We start from the raw sequence: 14,775 nt of genomic DNA, 5'->3' as shown, positions 1-14,775 counted from the left end.
CCCAAGTTAAATCTCGAACTCCGACTGCAACGCCGCGCGCACGCAATACAACACGCCCTCGGGCACCCGGCCGGCGAACAACTCGATCACCTCGGCCACCGGCGGCAGCTCGCCCTCGCCATCGAGGAACGCGTCCTGGATTTCCCCCAGCAAGTCCTCGGGCAAATCCAGCGCCTGCTCCAGGGACAACTGCTGCTTGCCGATCGCTTCGGCCAGCAGGGTGTAGACGTTCTTTTCGGTGCATTGCAACTGACCGGCGATCTGCGCTGGAGTCATGCCGGCACGGGCCAGGGTGATCAGTTCGTGACGAATATCGGCAACCACCTTCGGCGCCTCGGCAGTTCCGCCCAGCACCTCGAGGAACGCCGCGCCATAGCGCTCCAGCTTGCGGGCACCGACGCCGCTGACCCGAGCCATCTCGGCCATGGAACCAGGCTGGCTGCGGAGCATTTCCAGCAAGGTCGAGTCGGGGAAGATGACATAGGGCGGCACGCCGTGCTCTTCCGCCAGCTTGCGGCGCAACGCCCGCAGCGCTTCCCACTGCTCGCGCTCTTCGCCCCGGACCAACTGGCTGGCCTGGCTGGTGCTCTTGGCCGCGGTTTGCGGCTTGAGATCGCGGCGCAGTTCCAGGGAGACTTCGCCCTTGAGCAACGGCCGGCAACTGTCACTCAAGCGCAGGCCGCCGTAGCCTTCCAGGTCGATGTCGGCCAACCCGCGAGCCACCAGCTGGCGGAACAGCGAGCGCCATTCGCCTTCGCTACGGGCCTTGCCGACACCGAACACCGACAAGTGCTGGTGACCGAAGCTGCGGACCTTTTCCGTGTCCTTGCCCAACAGCACGTCCACCAGGTGCCCGACGCCATAGCGCTGGCCGGTGCGGTAGATCGCCGACAGCGCCTGGCGCGCCGGCTCGGTGGCATCCCAGGTCTGCACTCCATCGACGCAGTTGTCGCAATGACCGCAGGGCTGCGGCATGTCTTCATCGAAATAGGCCAGCAGCGCCTGGCGCCGGCAACGGGTTTCCTCGCACAGCGCCAGCATTGCGTCGAGCTTGTGCTGCTCGAGGCGCTTGTGGCGCTCGTCACCCTCGGAGTTCTGCAGCATCTGCTTGAGCATCAGCACGTCCTGCAGCCCATAGGCCATCCAGGCATCGGCCGGCAGGCCGTCACGACCGGCACGCCCGGTTTCCTGGTAGTAGGCCTCCAGGGATTTGGGCAGGTCCAGGTGGGCGACGAAACGCACGTTGGGCTTGTCGATGCCCATACCGAAGGCGATGGTCGCCACCATGATCAGCCCCTCCTCGTTGAGGAAGCGTTTCTGGTGATAGGCGCGCAACTCGGCCGGCAGCCCCGCGTGGTAGGGCAAGGCGGTGAAGCCCTGCTCGCAGAGGAATGCCGCCACCTCGTCGACTTTCTTGCGCGACAGGCAGTAGACGATCCCGGCATCGCTGCGCCGCTCGTTGAGAAACGCCTGCAACTGCTTGCGCGGCTGCTCCTTGGGCACGATCCGATAGAAGATGTTCGGTCGATCGAAACTGGACAGGAAGCGCTCGGCGTTCTCCAGGTGCAGGCGATTGACGATCTCTTCGCGGGTTCGCTTGTCGGCGGTGGCCGTCAGGGCGATTCGCGGCACTTCGGGGAACATCTCCGCCAGTTGCCCCAATTGCAGGTACTCGGGACGGAAGTCATGCCCCCATTGGGATACGCAGTGGGCTTCGTCGATGGCGAACAGGGCAATATCCAGGCTCTGCAAGAACGCCAGCATCCGCGGCTGGACCAACCGCTCGGGAGCGAGATAGAGCATCTTCACTTCGCCACGCCGGATACGCACCGCCAGGTCACGCTGCTGCTCGGGGCTCAGGGTGGAGTTCAGCGCCGCGGCTGCGACCCCCAGTTCCTCCAGGGTAGCGACCTGGTCCTCCATCAGCGCGATCAATGGCGACACCACCACCGCCAGGCCGGGACGCAACAATGCCGGGACCTGGAAGCACAGGGACTTGCCGCCACCGGTGGGCATCAGCACCAGCGCATCACCACCGCTGGCCACGCGCTCGATGATCGCCCCCTGGCGACCACGGAAACTGTCGTAGCCAAAGATGTCCTTGAGGACGCGCTGAGCCTGTTCGAGCATGAAAAACTCCAAAAAATACGGAAATCGCCAGGGGAACGCCGCTACCCGGCCGCCTGTGCGATGGGTCATGGCATGGCGTCGCCGCCAGGTTGCAACGCCCACCTGCACCGGTGCCGGGAACCTCGGCAGCTGCCTGGGCGGGCGGCCCCGGCCTGGCCATCGGCCTGGCGGGTCACACGAAACGCGCGAGTATACCCGAGCCCTCCCCCGCAAAGGGCGCCGACAATGGACCGCTGGTAACCTTTGGAACCGCTCGCAGCTGCATCGTGGCTGGCCTGGGCGCTCAAGAAAGCCTAGAATTCAGCATCGTTTATTCCCCAAGGTAGCCGTCAATGTCCTTCGCTGAGCAACTAACCCGCCTGCAAGTCTTCCTCGATGCAGATGATCTGCACGACGAGGCGCTGGACTACGTGGCCGCTCACGGCTACCTGACCGCGCTGTCGATCTGCTCGGAAAACGTCCCGGAGCGTGAATGGATCGACACCCTCTTCGCCGAGGAGCCGCACTATCGCGACGACGCCGAGCGCGAAGCCATCGAATCGACCCTGTTGGCCCTGAAGGCGCACATCGCGCGCCAACTGGCCTCGGATGAAGAGTTCGAACTGCCATGCGATCTCGACCTGGGCGACGACCCGGACGACTCCGACCTGCGCGGCTGGTGCATCGGCTTCATGGAAGGCGTATTCCTGCGTGAAGCGGCCTGGTTCGAAACCGCCGAGGAAGAAGTCAGCGAGATGCTCCTGCCGATCATGGTGGGTTCCGGCCTGTTCGACGAACAGCCCGAGTTCTCCGATATCGCCAGCGATGCCAACCTGATGGACGACATGATCGTGCAGATTCCTGAAGCACTGACCGCGTTGTACCTGCTGTGCAACGCCCCCGACGAAAAACCGGCACTGCTCAAGCCTCGCCACCACTGAGCCTGAGCCTATGGCCAAGCCCATAGGCCAGCGTCCCCTGCTGTTGCGTTACGTTCTACTGGCCATCGGTTGGTCGAGCGTAGCGCTAGGGGTACTCGGCATCTTCCTCCCGGTACTGCCCACCACTCCTTTCCTGCTGCTGGCGGCCGCCTGCTTCGCTCGCAGTTCTCCGCGCTTCTACCGATGGCTGGTAGACCACCCGCGCCTGGGGCCATGGATCCGCGATTACCTGGAAGGCAACGGCATTCCGCTCAAGGGCAAGGTCTACGCGATCGGCCTGATGTGGCTGAGCATCGGCTTGTCCTGCTACCTGGTGCCATTGCCCTGGGCCCGCGGCTTCATGCTCACCAGCGCAGTGCTGGTCAGCATCTACATCCTGCGCCAGAAGACCCTGCGCCGGCCCTGAAAAACCCGAACGGGATCAGGGCTTGGCGTGGTTGCGCTGGTAGGTTTCGGCGCCCATGGCGGCGATCTGGCCTTCGATCAAGGCGTCGAAGGGACGCAGCAGCGGCTCGAACGAAGCCGGTGCCTCTAGGGCCTGCAACGCCTCGACTATGGCCTCCAGGGTCGACAAGGCGCCGGGACCGGGTGCCTTGCGCAGGCAATAGCGCGAGGTCGGCGTAGCCTCCAGGGTGACCCTGGGCAATTGCGCCAACAGCGGGTTGAGGTGCAGCAGCTTGCGCGCCTTGCGCCAGGTGCCATCGGGGACCACCAGCAACATCGGCTCCTGGCTTGGCGAGTAGGCCCGCAGCGGTTGGGCAGCGTCCGCCGGGAACAGCAGGTGCGGCCGGTAACCGGGACGCCCGAGCAGCTCCGGCAGGTCCTCGAACACTTCCCCGACCCTCAGCTCGGCGTTGCTCAGCCCCAGTGCCGCCAGTCGCGCGGTATTCAGGGCGTGATTGACCTCGCTCGGGTGCTGCAACACCAATACCCGGGTGCGACTGGACAACCGTGGAATCAGTGGACACAGGCAATGGCCTGCTGGACGCAGGCATCGCTCGCAACGTGCTCGAGACATGAAAACTCCTTGCTACACCTGGTTCAGCTGGGCCTTGAGCAGGTCCCGGAAAGTCTGGATCAGCGGCTCCCGGCCACGGCCACGGCGCATGATCATGGAAAACGGCGCCTGGTAACCGAAAGTCGCCGGCAGCAGCACCCGCAAATCGCCCCTGTCGGCCCAGGCCTGGGCATAGTGCTCCGGCAGGTAGCCGATATAGGCCCCGGAGAGCACCAGGATCAACTGCGCCTCCATGCTCTCCACCGTCGCCGCGCTGTGCTTGAAGCCATGCCGGGCCAATTCGGCCTGGCTCCAATAACCACGCCCCACCATGCGCTGCTGGGTGATCACCTGCTCGGGGATCCGCCGCTCGCTGTACAGCGGATGGCGATTGCTGCAATACAACCAGTGCTGCTCGCGGTACAGCGGCATGTACACCAGGCCGCTCATGCGCGTGGAAAAAGCCCCGATGGCCAGGTCCAGGCGATTGTCCTGCACCCCCAATTGCAGCTCGTGGGGGCTCATCACCGACAAGTGCAGGTGTACCGCCGGGTGTTCCTGGCTATAGGCGCCAATCGCCTCGGCGAACGGCAGGGCCTTGTCGCTCACGGTGGAGTCGATCACCCCCAGGTTCAGGGTGCCGCGCAACTCGCCCTTGAGGGCGGCGGCATACTGCTCGAAGCCCTCCAGCTCACCCAGCAGGCGCAGGGTTTCCTGGTGGAACAACTCGCCCTTGCTGGTCAGGCTGAACCCGCCCCGCCCCCGGTGGCACAACACCAACCCCAAGGACGCTTCCAGCTGGCTCATGTAGGTGCTGATGGCCGACGTCGACAGATTGAGCTCATGCTGGGCATTGGCGAATCCCTGATGCCGCACCACGCTGACGAAGATGCGCAATAGTTTCAGATCAGGTAAAGCGTTGGCCATGACAGGCTCCGCTAGCAGGTGATAAACACACCTTCCCTGTGGCGAGCAAGCTCGCGTCGCTGGGCGGGCAAGCAGCTGCGATGACGTCCATGTGCACTTCCAATTGGCCCCGGCAACCCGGCTAACGGCGGCTGCGCCACCAGCCGGGGCCGAACGCCTGTGCCATGCAGGGCCTCGGAAAGCGCGCCAGAGTCTAGCCTGCCCGCTGCAATTAGTTTAGAAAAATCTGAACTAAGTATTTGTTCGTAGCGATTCTTTCTCCGCACTACATTTCGCAGAATCGGCCCCACTCGGTCGAACGGGCAGGACCTGCCGCGCCTTCGACCCCATAAATAGAACAACGATGAGGCCTATCCCGTGGACAAGACTCTCCACCAACCGCTGGGCGGTAATGAAATGCCGCGCTTTGGCGGCATCGCCACCATGATGCGTCTTCCCCATGTCCCCAGCCCTGCCGGCCTGGATGCCGCATTCGTCGGCGTTCCCCTGGACATCGGCACTTCGCTGCGCTCCGGCACTCGCTTCGGCCCGCGGGAGATCCGCGCCGAATCGGTGATGATCCGTCCCTACAACATGGCCACCGGCGCCGCGCCGTTCGACTCGCTGAACGTGGCCGATATCGGCGACGTGGCGATCAACACCTTCAACCTGCTGGATGCCGTGCGCATCATCGAGGAGGCCTACGACGCCATCCTCGAGCACAACGTCATTCCCCTGACCCTGGGCGGCGACCACACCATCACCCTGCCGATCCTGCGGGCCATCCACAAGAAACACGGCAAGGTCGGCCTGGTGCACATCGACGCCCACGCGGACGTCAACGACCACATGTTCGGCGAGAAGATCGCCCATGGCACCACCTTCCGCCGCGCCGTGGAAGAAGGCCTGCTGGATTGCGACCGCGTGGTGCAGATCGGCCTGCGGGCCCAGGGCTACACCGCCGAGGACTTCAACTGGAGCCGCAAGCAGGGCTTCCGTGTGGTGCAGGCCGAAGAGTGCTGGCACAAGTCCCTGGCCCCGCTGATGGCCGAAGTCCGCGAGAAGGTCGGTGACGGCCCGGTGTACCTGAGCTTCGACATCGACGGCATCGACCCGGCCTGGGCGCCAGGCACCGGCACCCCGGAAATCGGCGGCCTGACCACCATCCAGGCCATGGAGATCGTACGTGGCTGCCAGGGCCTGGACCTGGTGGGTTGCGACCTGGTGGAGGTATCGCCACCCTACGACACCACCGGCAACACTTCGCTGCTGGGTGCCAACCTGCTCTATGAAATGCTCTGCGTACTGCCCGGCGTAACCCATCGCTGAGAACCAGGGCATGAGCCAGTGGCACTGCCTCCTCGACGCCGCAGCGGGATGGCTCGCGGCGCCGACGGTCGATGCCGGCTGGCGCCACCGCCGTCCCCAATCGTCGCTGTCCCGTGATGCCGAGTCGGCATCGCCGGGTAGGCGGCGGACCAGGGATGGTTTCGCGGTACGGACACGTAGCGCGAACAACGTCGTCGCCGGCCTGCAAGCCGATGCCGTCGTGTTTGTCCATGACGTGGCCACGATGCCGCGCATGCAAGGGGAGCAACACTTTAGCCAGGAGCGCGCCACCCTCGGGTTGCGCCAACAACAAGAAGGCCTATGGCTGGCCTGCCACGATTTTTTGTCCGCGATGCCGGAAGGGCTGCCACCCCCTTAGCCAATGTGATCGGAGCAGATCATGAATAACAACAACAAAGAAACACGCCTTAGCAGCATTGAAATCAACAGGGTCGAACAGATCCCCAGCCACGCACACGCAACGCGGGAGCTCGCGAGCGCCTGCGCCCCATTTCCGACGACATCCGGCCTGACGTGCCCGAGCGCACCAGTGGCTCATTGCGCGGCCTGTCGCCCCTCCTCGCCCGCTCTTCACTCGGTAGCTGCGGCAACGTTCTGTCGGGCCCCGGCCCGAAACCTGCAGAGACCTAACGCCCCCGAGGATCCGCGCGAGCATGCCCGGTGTGCCCGGCGTAGCCCCCTGCGCCAAGTCGCCTGACCTGCGCGCGGTGGCGGGCCAGCCACCGCGGCACATGACCTGTTTGTTTCACATAAAAAAGATAATCGGAGACACGCCATCATGGCTCTAGATCTATTCGTCGTACTCATCTACGCCGCCGGCATGCTGGTGCTCGGCTACTACGGCATGCGCAAGGCCAAGACCCACGAGGACTACCTGGTGGCCGGACGCAACCTGGGACCGAGCCTGTACATGGGCACCATGGCCGCCACCGTGCTGGGTGGTGCGTCCACCGTCGGCACCGTGCGCCTGGGCTACGTCCATGGCATCTCCGGCTTCTGGCTGTGCGCCGCCCTCGGTGCCGGGATCATCGCCCTGAACCTGCTGCTGGCCAAGCCGCTGCTCAAGTTGCGGATCTTCACCGTGACCCAGGTCCTGGAAAAGCGCTACAACCCCATGGCCCGCCAGGCCAGCGCCGTGATCATGCTGGCCTATGCGCTGATGATCGGCGTGACCTCGATCCTTGCCATCGGCACCGTGCTGCAAGTGCTGTTCAACCTGCCGTTCTGGCTCTCGGTACTGCTGGGCGGCGGCGTAGTGGTGATCTACTCGGCGATCGGCGGCATGTGGTCGCTGACCCTGACCGATATCGTCCAGTTCGTGATCAAGACCGTCGGCCTGATGTTCCTGCTGCTGCCGATCTGCCTGTACCGCGTCGGCGGCTGGGATGAACTGGTGGCCAAGCTGCCGGCCGCGAGTTTCAGCTTCACCACCATCGGCTGGGACACCATCATCACCTACTTCATGATCTACTTCTTCGGCATCCTGATCGGCCAGGACATCTGGCAGCGGGTGTTCACCGCCAAGACCGAGAAGGTCGCCCAGTACGCCGGCACCCTGGCGGGTTTCTACTGCGTGCTCTACGGCCTGGCCTGCGCCCTGATCGGCATGGCCGCCCATGTGCTGCTGCCGGACCTGGACAACGCGAACAACGCCTTCGCCGCCATCGTCAAGGCCTCGTTGCCGGACGGCATCCGTGGCCTGGTGATCGCTGCCGCCCTGGCCGCCATGATGTCCACCGCCAGCGCCGGACTGCTGGCCGCGTCCACCACCCTGACCGAGGACCTGCTGCCACGGCTGCGTGGCGGCAAGCAATCGAGCCTGGGGATCAACCGTCTGTTCACCCTGCTCACCGGTATCGTGGTGCTGGGTATCGCGCTGGTGGTCAACGACGTAATCAGCGCCCTGACCCTGGCCTACAACCTGCTGGTAGGCGGCATGCTGATCCCGCTGATCGGGGCGATCTTCTGGAAGCGCGCCACCACCGCCGGAGCCATCGCCAGCATGAGCCTGGGGTTCATCACCGCCCTGGTGTTCATGTTCAAGGACGGCCTGGATGCCAACACTCCGATCTACTACAGCCTGATGGCGGGCCTGGTGAGCTTCGTGGCGGTCAGCCTGGCTTCGCGGCGCACGGCCCCGCTGGCGAGTGCGATCTGAGCTGAAGTTTTTCTTCGACGGGTGCGGCGTCGGTGGCCGCACCCGTTTTTTTTCGCCCAGGCAACACAGCACGAGGCTTGCGGCATTTCCCAGGGGACGAATGGTCACCCCTGTGGCAAAAATCCTGTGCTGTACTCTGACTCAGCGACGATCGTTCCCGCAGGAGAACGGTACAAGGATCGCTGGCAGCAACTGTGCGCGCTATCGCATCACCCTTGGACGGGGTCATAACAATAAAAACCTCTCCCCCTGCCCCGAGGTGTTTATGGACCGTTTCGACATCCAGCAAAGCATCCGCCAGGCCATCGAAGCCCAAATGGCCCAGAAATGGCGGACCCCTCCCAGCCTGGCGCACACCAGCGACACCTACTCCCTGGACCTCAAGGCCCTATTGCACAGCCTGGAGAGCGAGTTCGACATCCGGCTCGACGCCGAGCACGATCTGTACTGGATCCATTCCATCAGCGAGCTGAGCCTGTTCATCCTGGAAAAGACCCGGCGCCGGGACCTTCGCCCCATGCATCCGTGACCCGCGATCATCGCGCAAGACAGTTCGATGAACCGCAGCGAAGCCCGTCGGGCCGTGCATGCGCTCATTCGCTGCTGGTTGGGCGAACGCACCTGCCTGGACGATAGCAGCGAGCTGAGGGCCCTGGGGCTGGAACGGGATGACCTGGAAGAATTGCTGTGGCGCCTGGAAGACCGCTTTGGCCTATGCGTTCCCACCGGCGAGGAACAGCGCGCGCTCCGGGAACTGCGTTGCGTTCATGAACTGATCGAATGGTTGCTGGAGATGTCACGGCGACAAGAGGATTGATTCGCAGGGCCGGCTTGCGGCCCGGCGTCAGGGAGCAACAGGCGAGAGCCGGGGCCTGTACCGCTCTCGCAGCGAACTCAGCGACGGCGTTGCCGACGGCGCCGCAGTTCTTCCTCGGTAGGAATCGGCACCGGTTGCAGCGGTGGCTCGATCAGGCCCAGTGCGACGCCAAGGTCGTGCAGCCAGCTTTGCAGTTTATCTTTCATAGTGCCCCCTCAAGGGTCATGCCAAGCGGCTGTCATACGCCGCCTCAAGCAGATAATAGTCCTAAGTTTTCCCGTGCGCTGCCCTGTGATGGCAATGAACTGTTACTGGATTATGGCCAATCGCCCAGGACCGCTCATGCCGAGGCACGCACCGACTGCTCTATCGGACCAGCGGAGCCTTGCTGCAGTTCGATCCAGGCATTGAGGTTGGCCCCCACCATGCCCTTGCGCCACATCAGCCAGGTGGTGGAGTAGGCGAACGGTTCGGCCAGGGGATGCACCGCCACGCTTTCGCGCCCGGGCAAGCTGTCGAGCATCGAACGAGTCATCAGGGCAATCCCGGAACCGGCGATCACGCAGGCCAGCATGCCCTGGTAGGACTCGATCTCCATGGCCCGGCCCATTGCCGCATGGTAGTGGGCGAACCAGGATTCCAGGCGCATGCGATAGGAACAGCCCTGGCGAAAGGTGAATACCGCCCGCCCCTCGACATCCAGGGCCGTGTGCACCGGCGGATGATCGATCTCGCTGATCAATACCAGGCTCTCCCTGCACAAGGGCACGCCGTCCAACCCCGCCAGCTCCTTCGGCCCGTCCACCAGCGCGGCGTCCAGCCGTCCGGCGAGCAGCCCTTCGAGCAGCTCACCCGTGGGGCCGGATTGCACATGCAGGTTCACCGCCGGATAGGTACGGTGGTAACGCGCCAGGAGCCCGGGCAGGTGAATGGCCGCCGTGCTGTACATGGTACCCAGGACAAAATCGCCGGCCGGCTGGCCCCCCAGCACTGCCGCCTGGGCTTCGTCGTGCAGGGCGAACAGGCGCACGGCATAGTCCAGCAGTACCTTGCCCGCCGGCGACAGTTGCAGGCGCTGGCGCTGGCGCACGAACAACTCGACACCCAGTTGATCCTCCAACTGCTTGAGCCGGGTCGACAGGTTCGACGGCACCCGGTGCAGGCGCTCGGCGGCCCGGGTGATGGAGCCTTCCTCGGCTACGGCCTGGAAGATACGCAGTTGGCTGAACTCCATGACTTTCTCTAAAACTGAACAAGTTACTCAATATTATTCATTTTTAACGAAAGTCAATCGACTCTAGCCTGACGGTCATCCTTCCTGTCACTGGAACAACGACCATGTCTCCCCTGATCCGTCTGCTCGCCAGTTTCATTGCCCTGATGCTGGCCATGGGCATTGGCCGCTTCGCCCTGACCCCGCAATTGCCGCACCTGATCAGCGAAGGCCAGGTCGACCTGACTGACGGCGGACTGATTGCCGCCGCCAACTACCTGGGTTATCTCATCGGTGCCCTGGACGCGATGCTGGCCCGACGCCCGTCCCAGGTGCGTGGACGCTTGCTGGGAGGGCTGTGGCTGTGCGTGCTGCTGACCCTGGCGTCGTTCTGGGCCCGGGGCTTCTGGCCGCATTGGCTGCTGCGTTTCGGCACCGGGGTGGCCAGCGCCTGGGCTCTGGTGATGATCACCGCCCTGAGCCAGCCCCTGGCCCAGGCTGCCGGGCGCCCGCGGCTGGGAGCCCTGGTGTTCGCCGGCCCCGGGCTGGGTATCATGCTCACCGGCCTGCTGGCCCTGGGCTGCAATCTGCTGGGGCACGACTCGGCCGACCTGTGGCTGCTGTACGCCGCAATGGCCTTGTTGATGCTGCTGGTCATCCTGCCGATCCTGCCCCAGGCCGACACCGATCCGCAGGGTGCCGTCCAGGCCAACCCGGTGAGCGAGCCAGGCGTGGGCCGCCTGGGGCTGGTCTACGGTTTGTACGGCGTGGGCTACATCATCCCCGCGACCTTTCTCGCGCAAATGGCCAGCACCCGATTCCATGGCCAGTGGCAGGCCGACCTGTTCTGGCCCGGGTTCGGCATGGCCGCCGCCCTGGGGGTATTGCTGGTCAGCCTGCGCCGGCACTCTCCGGACAGCACCCGCCACTGGCTGGTCGCGACTTTGTGGCTACAGGCCATCGGCGTCTTCGCCTGCCTGCTGGACAGCGGCTGGGGGCTGTTGCTGGGGGTGCTGCTGTGCGGCGCGCCGTTCCTGGCCTGCATGCAACTGGTGATGCAACGCTCCCGGGAGCTGGCGCCCCACGCCGTCCAGCGCAACACCGGCCTGCTCACCGCCTGTTTCGCCGTGGGCCAGTTGAGCGGCCCACTCCTGGCGGCGCTGAGCAGCCACTTCAGTGGCAGCCTGCAACCGGCCCTGCTGGTTGCAGGTGGCGGCCTGCTGCTTGGCGGGGGCCTGCTGCTGGGCCGACAACGGCTGCAGCCCTCGTGCGCGGCGCTGTCCTGAGACTGCTCAGCCTTCCTTGATTGGCTCCCACAGGCGGGCGACATCCTCGACACTGCTCGCCGCGACCCGGGCCAGGCTCCGGGGATAGTCGACCCCGGGGTTCTCACTGAAGCGGGTCGCGGTGAACTGGCCATTGCTGGCCCGCAGTACGTAGCCGCTATCACGGCAAGCAGCGCTGGCCAGGTAGAGCACTCCCGGGGTCACCCATTCCGGCTTGAGCTCGACCGGGGCCTCGGTCACGCCCCACATCCGGGTCTTGGCCACCGGCGAGACGGCGTTCACCAGGATCCCGTGCTCCCGCCCCTCCATGCCCAGGGCATTCATGATGCCCAACTGGGCCATCTTGCCGGCCGCATAGGCCAACAGCCCGGGCTGGGCATACTGCTGGTACATGGCCCGGTCCGAGGTGGTCAGGACCACCCGCGCCGCGTCAGAACGCTTGAGATAGGGCCAGGCGTGCTTGCACAACCAGGTCGGCGCCTGCACGTTGACGTCCAGCGCCCGCGAAAGAAACTCGCGGTCGGTGTCCTCGATGCCCTGGTAACCGACCCAGCCGGCGTTATGGATGATGATGTCCACCCCGGCGAAAGTATCGACGGCCAAGGCCACCAACTGCCGGGCCGTGGCTTCATCGGCCAGGTCGCCGGCATGGGCGACCACCTGCCCGCCTTCGGCCTGCAGCATGCGCGCCGCGGTGACGGCCACCTGCTCATCAGCGCCCGCGCCCAGACGATCGGTGCCCAGGTCGCTGATCACCACCCGGGCACCCAGCCCGGCCAACGCGCGGGCATAGTCCAGGCCCAGGCCGCGCCCGCCCCCGGTGACGATGGCAGTCCTACCCTTGAAATCCATGCTGGCCTCTCCTGTTGTGTCGCCCGCACCTTAACAACAAACAACGGAAGGACTTGATACTTTATCGATGCGCCACTGATACCCCGCAGCTATCAGCCCGGGCCCGGTTGGAGCCTACCGGCGGCGCCTCTATGATGGCGGCGTGTCGCTCAATGCCAACGAGGGAATGCGAGAAATGGTCGAGACCCGCCTGCTCAGGCAGTTCATCGCGGTCGCCGAGGAACTGAACTTCCACAAGGCCGCCAACCGCCTGTTCATGGCGCAACCGGCCCTGAGCCAGGCTATCCATCGCCTCGAGCAGAAGCTCGGCTTCGGCCTCTTCATCCGCAACCGGCGCGAGGTCAGGCTGACCCCGGCCGGCTCGACATTCCTCGATGTCGCCTACCGCACCCTGAAGGACCTGGAGCAGGGTATCGAGCAAGCGCGCCAGGTCGGTGCAGGTATCGCCGGGCAGCTCACCATCTGCACCCTGTCCCTGACCTACTACGATGGCCTGCTCCATGGCCTGCGGCGTTTTCGCGAAAGCTATCCCAAGGTCCGGCTGGTCATCCGCGAGATGCCCTCCGCCAGCCAGGCCAAGGCCCTGTTGGCGGGCGAGGCGGATATCGCCTTCATGCGCCTGTTGCCCTTGCCTGCCGACTCCATCGAATCACGCTTGATCCTCGACGAGCGGATCCTCATGGCCCTGCCTGCCGGGCATCCACTGGCCAACAGCCAGGAGGTGCGCTTGCAGGAGTTTGCCGACGAGCCTTTCGTGTTCACCTCCCAGCCCCTGGGAAGCGGATACCACAGCCAGTTGATGGGCCTGTGTGCAGCCGCCGGTTTCCAGCCCCGGGTGGTCCAGGAAGCGGCGCGGGTCCATACCCAGATCGGCTGGGTAGCCTGTGGTTTCGGGGTGGCGCTGGTACCGGAGTCAGTGGCCGATACCACCCTGCGGGGCAAGGTGGTGTTCCGCCCGATAACAGCGCTGGGGCGCAAGCCGAATCCCGGCATCGGCCTGTACATGAGCCACAACCGGCTCAACGCCTCGCCACTGCTGGAGAACTTCATCGACTTGCTGGATTTTGCGCCGCCGGCGTCCGCCGAAGTGGCCTGGGAGCCGGCCCGGGGACGCAAAGCCCCCGCAGTGGAGGGGAACGAGCCTTAACTGAGCTCGATACGATCGGCGTGGATGACGATCTGGCCCTGCTTGTAGAGGGCGCCGATGGCCTTCTTGAAGTTGCCCTTGCTGACCCCGAACAGGCGGCTGATCAGGGCCGGGTCGCTCTTGTCGCTGACCTCCAGGGTGCCATTGTTTTCCCGCAGCTTGGCCAGGATCTTGGCATTCAGGCTGCTGGCGGCCTGGGCACCCACAGGTTGCAGGCTCAGGCTGATCTTGCCATCGGCACGCAGTTCCTTGATGAAACCCTTTTCCTGCATGCCGGAACGCAGGAACTTGAACACCTCGTTCTTGTGGATCAGGCCCCAGTGCTTGTTGTTGATGATCGCCTTGAAGCCCATGTCGGTGGACTCCACCACCAGCAGGTCGACTTCCTGGCCGGCCTGGTAGTTGGCCGGGGTCTTGTCCAGGTAACGGTCCAGGCGGGCGGTGGCGGTGATGCGGCGGGTGTGGCGGTCCAGGTAGACATGCACCACGCAATAATCACCGGCATTGAGCTGGCGCTTTTCCTCGGAATACGGCAGCAGCAGGTCCTTGGACAGTCCCCAGTCCAGGAAGACGCCGATACTGTTGACTTCGACGACCTTGAGGCTGGCGAACTCACCGACCTGGACTTTCGGCTTCTCGGTTGTTGCAATCAACTTGTCTGCACTATCCAGGTAAACAAAAACGTTCAGCCAATCTTCATCTTCACTGGGAATATCCTTGGGAATATAACGATTGGGCAGCAATATCTCGCCATCCGCACCGCCATCCAGATACAAACCGAAGTTGGTGTGTTTAACCACTTGCAAACTGTTGTAACGCCCGACTAAAGCCATTTCCAATACCCTCATTGCGTGGGCGGCATTCTACCTGTTTTCCATGGCCAGGTTGGTGCCGCTGTGGCGCCGCTGCGGAAAATCCGCGCCAGGTGGCGGTTTTCCCGGCTTTGGCGACAGGCTGCAGCCCATTCGTCAGGCCAGGAACCGCCGTCTTGGCCATTCG

Annotated in this window: 16 protein-coding genes; 9 read left to right on the top strand and 7 right to left on the bottom strand. The window is 64.3% G+C overall.

Annotated features, from left to right (window positions below; translation table 11 throughout):
- Positions 1 to 6 precede the first annotated feature (6 nt).
- A complete protein-coding gene (gene recQ, locus H7A76_RS08610) occupies positions 7 to 2,130 on the bottom strand; it encodes a DNA helicase RecQ (protein ID WP_185698107.1) in 2,124 nt (707 codons plus the stop codon).
- Between the two features lie 332 nt (positions 2,131 to 2,462).
- On the opposite strand from recQ, the gene H7A76_RS08605 reads away from it, so the two are divergent.
- The gene (locus H7A76_RS08605) at positions 2,463 to 3,050 is read left to right on the top strand and encodes a YecA family protein (protein WP_185698106.1); all 588 of its coding nucleotides are present in this window, start codon (positions 2,463 to 2,465) and stop codon (positions 3,048 to 3,050) included.
- A 10-nt stretch (positions 3,051 to 3,060) separates the two neighbouring features.
- A complete protein-coding gene (locus H7A76_RS08600) occupies positions 3,061 to 3,456 on the top strand; it encodes a YbaN family protein (protein WP_152896936.1) in 396 nt (131 codons plus the stop codon).
- Between the two features lie 15 nt (positions 3,457 to 3,471).
- On the opposite strand, the gene H7A76_RS08595 is transcribed toward H7A76_RS08600, so the two are convergent.
- Positions 3,472 to 4,068, bottom strand: a complete 597-nt coding sequence (locus H7A76_RS08595) for a tRNA-uridine aminocarboxypropyltransferase (RefSeq protein ID WP_185698105.1) — start codon at positions 4,066 to 4,068, stop codon at positions 3,472 to 3,474.
- A gap of 12 nt (positions 4,069 to 4,080) precedes the next feature.
- Positions 4,081 to 4,974 carry a LysR family transcriptional regulator gene (locus tag H7A76_RS08590; RefSeq protein WP_031321135.1) on the bottom strand — a complete coding sequence of 298 codons (894 nt, stop codon included), beginning with the start codon at positions 4,972 to 4,974 and terminating at the stop codon, positions 4,081 to 4,083.
- A 357-nt stretch (positions 4,975 to 5,331) separates the two neighbouring features.
- Between H7A76_RS08590 and speB the strand changes: the two genes are divergently transcribed.
- From speB to H7A76_RS08565, 5 genes are all read left to right on the top strand, one after another.
- Positions 5,332 to 6,282, top strand: a complete 951-nt coding sequence (gene speB / locus H7A76_RS08585; RefSeq protein WP_185698104.1) for an agmatinase — start codon at positions 5,332 to 5,334, stop codon at positions 6,280 to 6,282.
- Positions 6,283 to 6,292: 10 nt separating this feature from the next.
- Positions 6,293 to 6,661: a DUF4440 domain-containing protein gene (locus H7A76_RS08580; RefSeq protein WP_185698103.1), complete on the top strand. Its 369-nt coding sequence runs from the start codon at positions 6,293 to 6,295 to the stop codon at positions 6,659 to 6,661.
- A gap of 420 nt (positions 6,662 to 7,081) precedes the next feature.
- A complete protein-coding gene (locus H7A76_RS08575; RefSeq protein ID WP_185698102.1) occupies positions 7,082 to 8,461 on the top strand; it encodes a sodium:solute symporter in 1,380 nt (459 codons plus the stop codon).
- Positions 8,462 to 8,726: 265 nt separating this feature from the next.
- The gene (locus H7A76_RS08570) at positions 8,727 to 8,990 is read left to right on the top strand and encodes an acyl carrier protein (protein ID WP_185698101.1); all 264 of its coding nucleotides are present in this window, start codon (positions 8,727 to 8,729) and stop codon (positions 8,988 to 8,990) included.
- Between the two features lie 27 nt (positions 8,991 to 9,017).
- On the top strand, positions 9,018 to 9,278 hold the full coding sequence (locus tag H7A76_RS08565) for an acyl carrier protein (RefSeq protein WP_185698100.1): 261 nt from the start codon (positions 9,018 to 9,020) through the stop codon (positions 9,276 to 9,278).
- A 77-nt stretch (positions 9,279 to 9,355) separates the two neighbouring features.
- Here the strand turns inward: H7A76_RS08565 and H7A76_RS32290 are convergent, their stop codons facing one another.
- Both H7A76_RS32290 and ptrR read right to left on the bottom strand, forming a co-directional pair.
- A complete protein-coding gene (locus H7A76_RS32290; RefSeq protein WP_022642969.1) occupies positions 9,356 to 9,484 on the bottom strand; it encodes a PA1414 family protein in 129 nt (42 codons plus the stop codon).
- 134 nt (positions 9,485 to 9,618) lie between these two features.
- On the bottom strand, positions 9,619 to 10,512 hold the full coding sequence (gene ptrR, locus H7A76_RS08560) for a putrescine utilization regulator PtrR (RefSeq protein ID WP_185698099.1): 894 nt from the start codon (positions 10,510 to 10,512) through the stop codon (positions 9,619 to 9,621).
- Positions 10,513 to 10,616: 104 nt separating this feature from the next.
- Between ptrR and H7A76_RS08555 the strand changes: the two genes are divergently transcribed.
- On the top strand, positions 10,617 to 11,777 hold the full coding sequence (locus H7A76_RS08555) for an MFS transporter (RefSeq protein ID WP_185698098.1): 1,161 nt from the start codon (positions 10,617 to 10,619) through the stop codon (positions 11,775 to 11,777).
- Positions 11,778 to 11,783: 6 nt separating this feature from the next.
- Here H7A76_RS08555 and H7A76_RS08550 read toward each other — a convergent pair whose 3' ends face one another.
- On the bottom strand, positions 11,784 to 12,629 hold the full coding sequence (locus H7A76_RS08550; RefSeq protein ID WP_185698097.1) for an SDR family NAD(P)-dependent oxidoreductase: 846 nt from the start codon (positions 12,627 to 12,629) through the stop codon (positions 11,784 to 11,786).
- Positions 12,630 to 12,804: 175 nt separating this feature from the next.
- On the opposite strand from H7A76_RS08550, the gene H7A76_RS08545 reads away from it, so the two are divergent.
- On the top strand, positions 12,805 to 13,776 hold the full coding sequence (locus H7A76_RS08545) for a LysR family transcriptional regulator (RefSeq protein WP_185698096.1): 972 nt from the start codon (positions 12,805 to 12,807) through the stop codon (positions 13,774 to 13,776).
- Here the strand turns inward: H7A76_RS08545 and H7A76_RS08540 are convergent.
- Entirely contained in the window at positions 13,773 to 14,609 is an 837-nt protein-coding gene (locus H7A76_RS08540; RefSeq protein WP_185698095.1) for a S1 RNA-binding domain-containing protein, read from the bottom strand. The genes H7A76_RS08545 and H7A76_RS08540 overlap by 4 nt on opposite strands.
- Positions 14,610 to 14,775: the final 166 nt, after the last annotated feature.

It is taken from the genome of Pseudomonas sp. MSSRFD41, assembly GCF_014230245.1.
Classification (GTDB): Bacteria; Pseudomonadota; Gammaproteobacteria; order Pseudomonadales; family Pseudomonadaceae; genus Aquipseudomonas; species Aquipseudomonas piscis.
The sequence above is the reverse complement of the archived record's forward strand: the minus strand, read 5'-3'. Positions and strand labels throughout refer to the sequence as shown.

Coding starts and splice junctions, on each gene's coding strand:
- H7A76_RS08575 (WP_185698102.1), top strand. CDS start 7,082: ATGGCTCTAGATCTATTCGTCGTACTCATCTACGCCGCCGGCATGCTG.
- H7A76_RS08580 (WP_185698103.1), top strand. CDS start 6,293: ATGAGCCAGTGGCACTGCCTCCTCGACGCCGCAGCGGGATGGCTCGCG.
- H7A76_RS08590 (WP_031321135.1), bottom strand. CDS start 4,974: ATGGCCAACGCTTTACCTGATCTGAAACTATTGCGCATCTTCGTCAGC.
- H7A76_RS08605 (WP_185698106.1), top strand. CDS start 2,463: ATGTCCTTCGCTGAGCAACTAACCCGCCTGCAAGTCTTCCTCGATGCA.
- H7A76_RS08595 (WP_185698105.1), bottom strand. CDS start 4,068: ATGTCTCGAGCACGTTGCGAGCGATGCCTGCGTCCAGCAGGCCATTGC.
- H7A76_RS08540 (WP_185698095.1), bottom strand. CDS start 14,609: ATGGCTTTAGTCGGGCGTTACAACAGTTTGCAAGTGGTTAAACACACC.
- H7A76_RS08545 (WP_185698096.1), top strand. CDS start 12,805: ATGGTCGAGACCCGCCTGCTCAGGCAGTTCATCGCGGTCGCCGAGGAA.
- H7A76_RS08555 (WP_185698098.1), top strand. CDS start 10,617: ATGTCTCCCCTGATCCGTCTGCTCGCCAGTTTCATTGCCCTGATGCTG.
- H7A76_RS08600 (WP_152896936.1), top strand. CDS start 3,061: ATGGCCAAGCCCATAGGCCAGCGTCCCCTGCTGTTGCGTTACGTTCTA.
- recQ (WP_185698107.1), bottom strand. CDS start 2,130: ATGCTCGAACAGGCTCAGCGCGTCCTCAAGGACATCTTTGGCTACGAC.
- H7A76_RS32290 (WP_022642969.1), bottom strand. CDS start 9,484: ATGAAAGATAAACTGCAAAGCTGGCTGCACGACCTTGGCGTCGCACTG.
- ptrR (WP_185698099.1), bottom strand. CDS start 10,512: ATGGAGTTCAGCCAACTGCGTATCTTCCAGGCCGTAGCCGAGGAAGGC.
- H7A76_RS08550 (WP_185698097.1), bottom strand. CDS start 12,629: ATGGATTTCAAGGGTAGGACTGCCATCGTCACCGGGGGCGGGCGCGGC.
- H7A76_RS08570 (WP_185698101.1), top strand. CDS start 8,727: ATGGACCGTTTCGACATCCAGCAAAGCATCCGCCAGGCCATCGAAGCC.
- H7A76_RS08565 (WP_185698100.1), top strand. CDS start 9,018: ATGAACCGCAGCGAAGCCCGTCGGGCCGTGCATGCGCTCATTCGCTGC.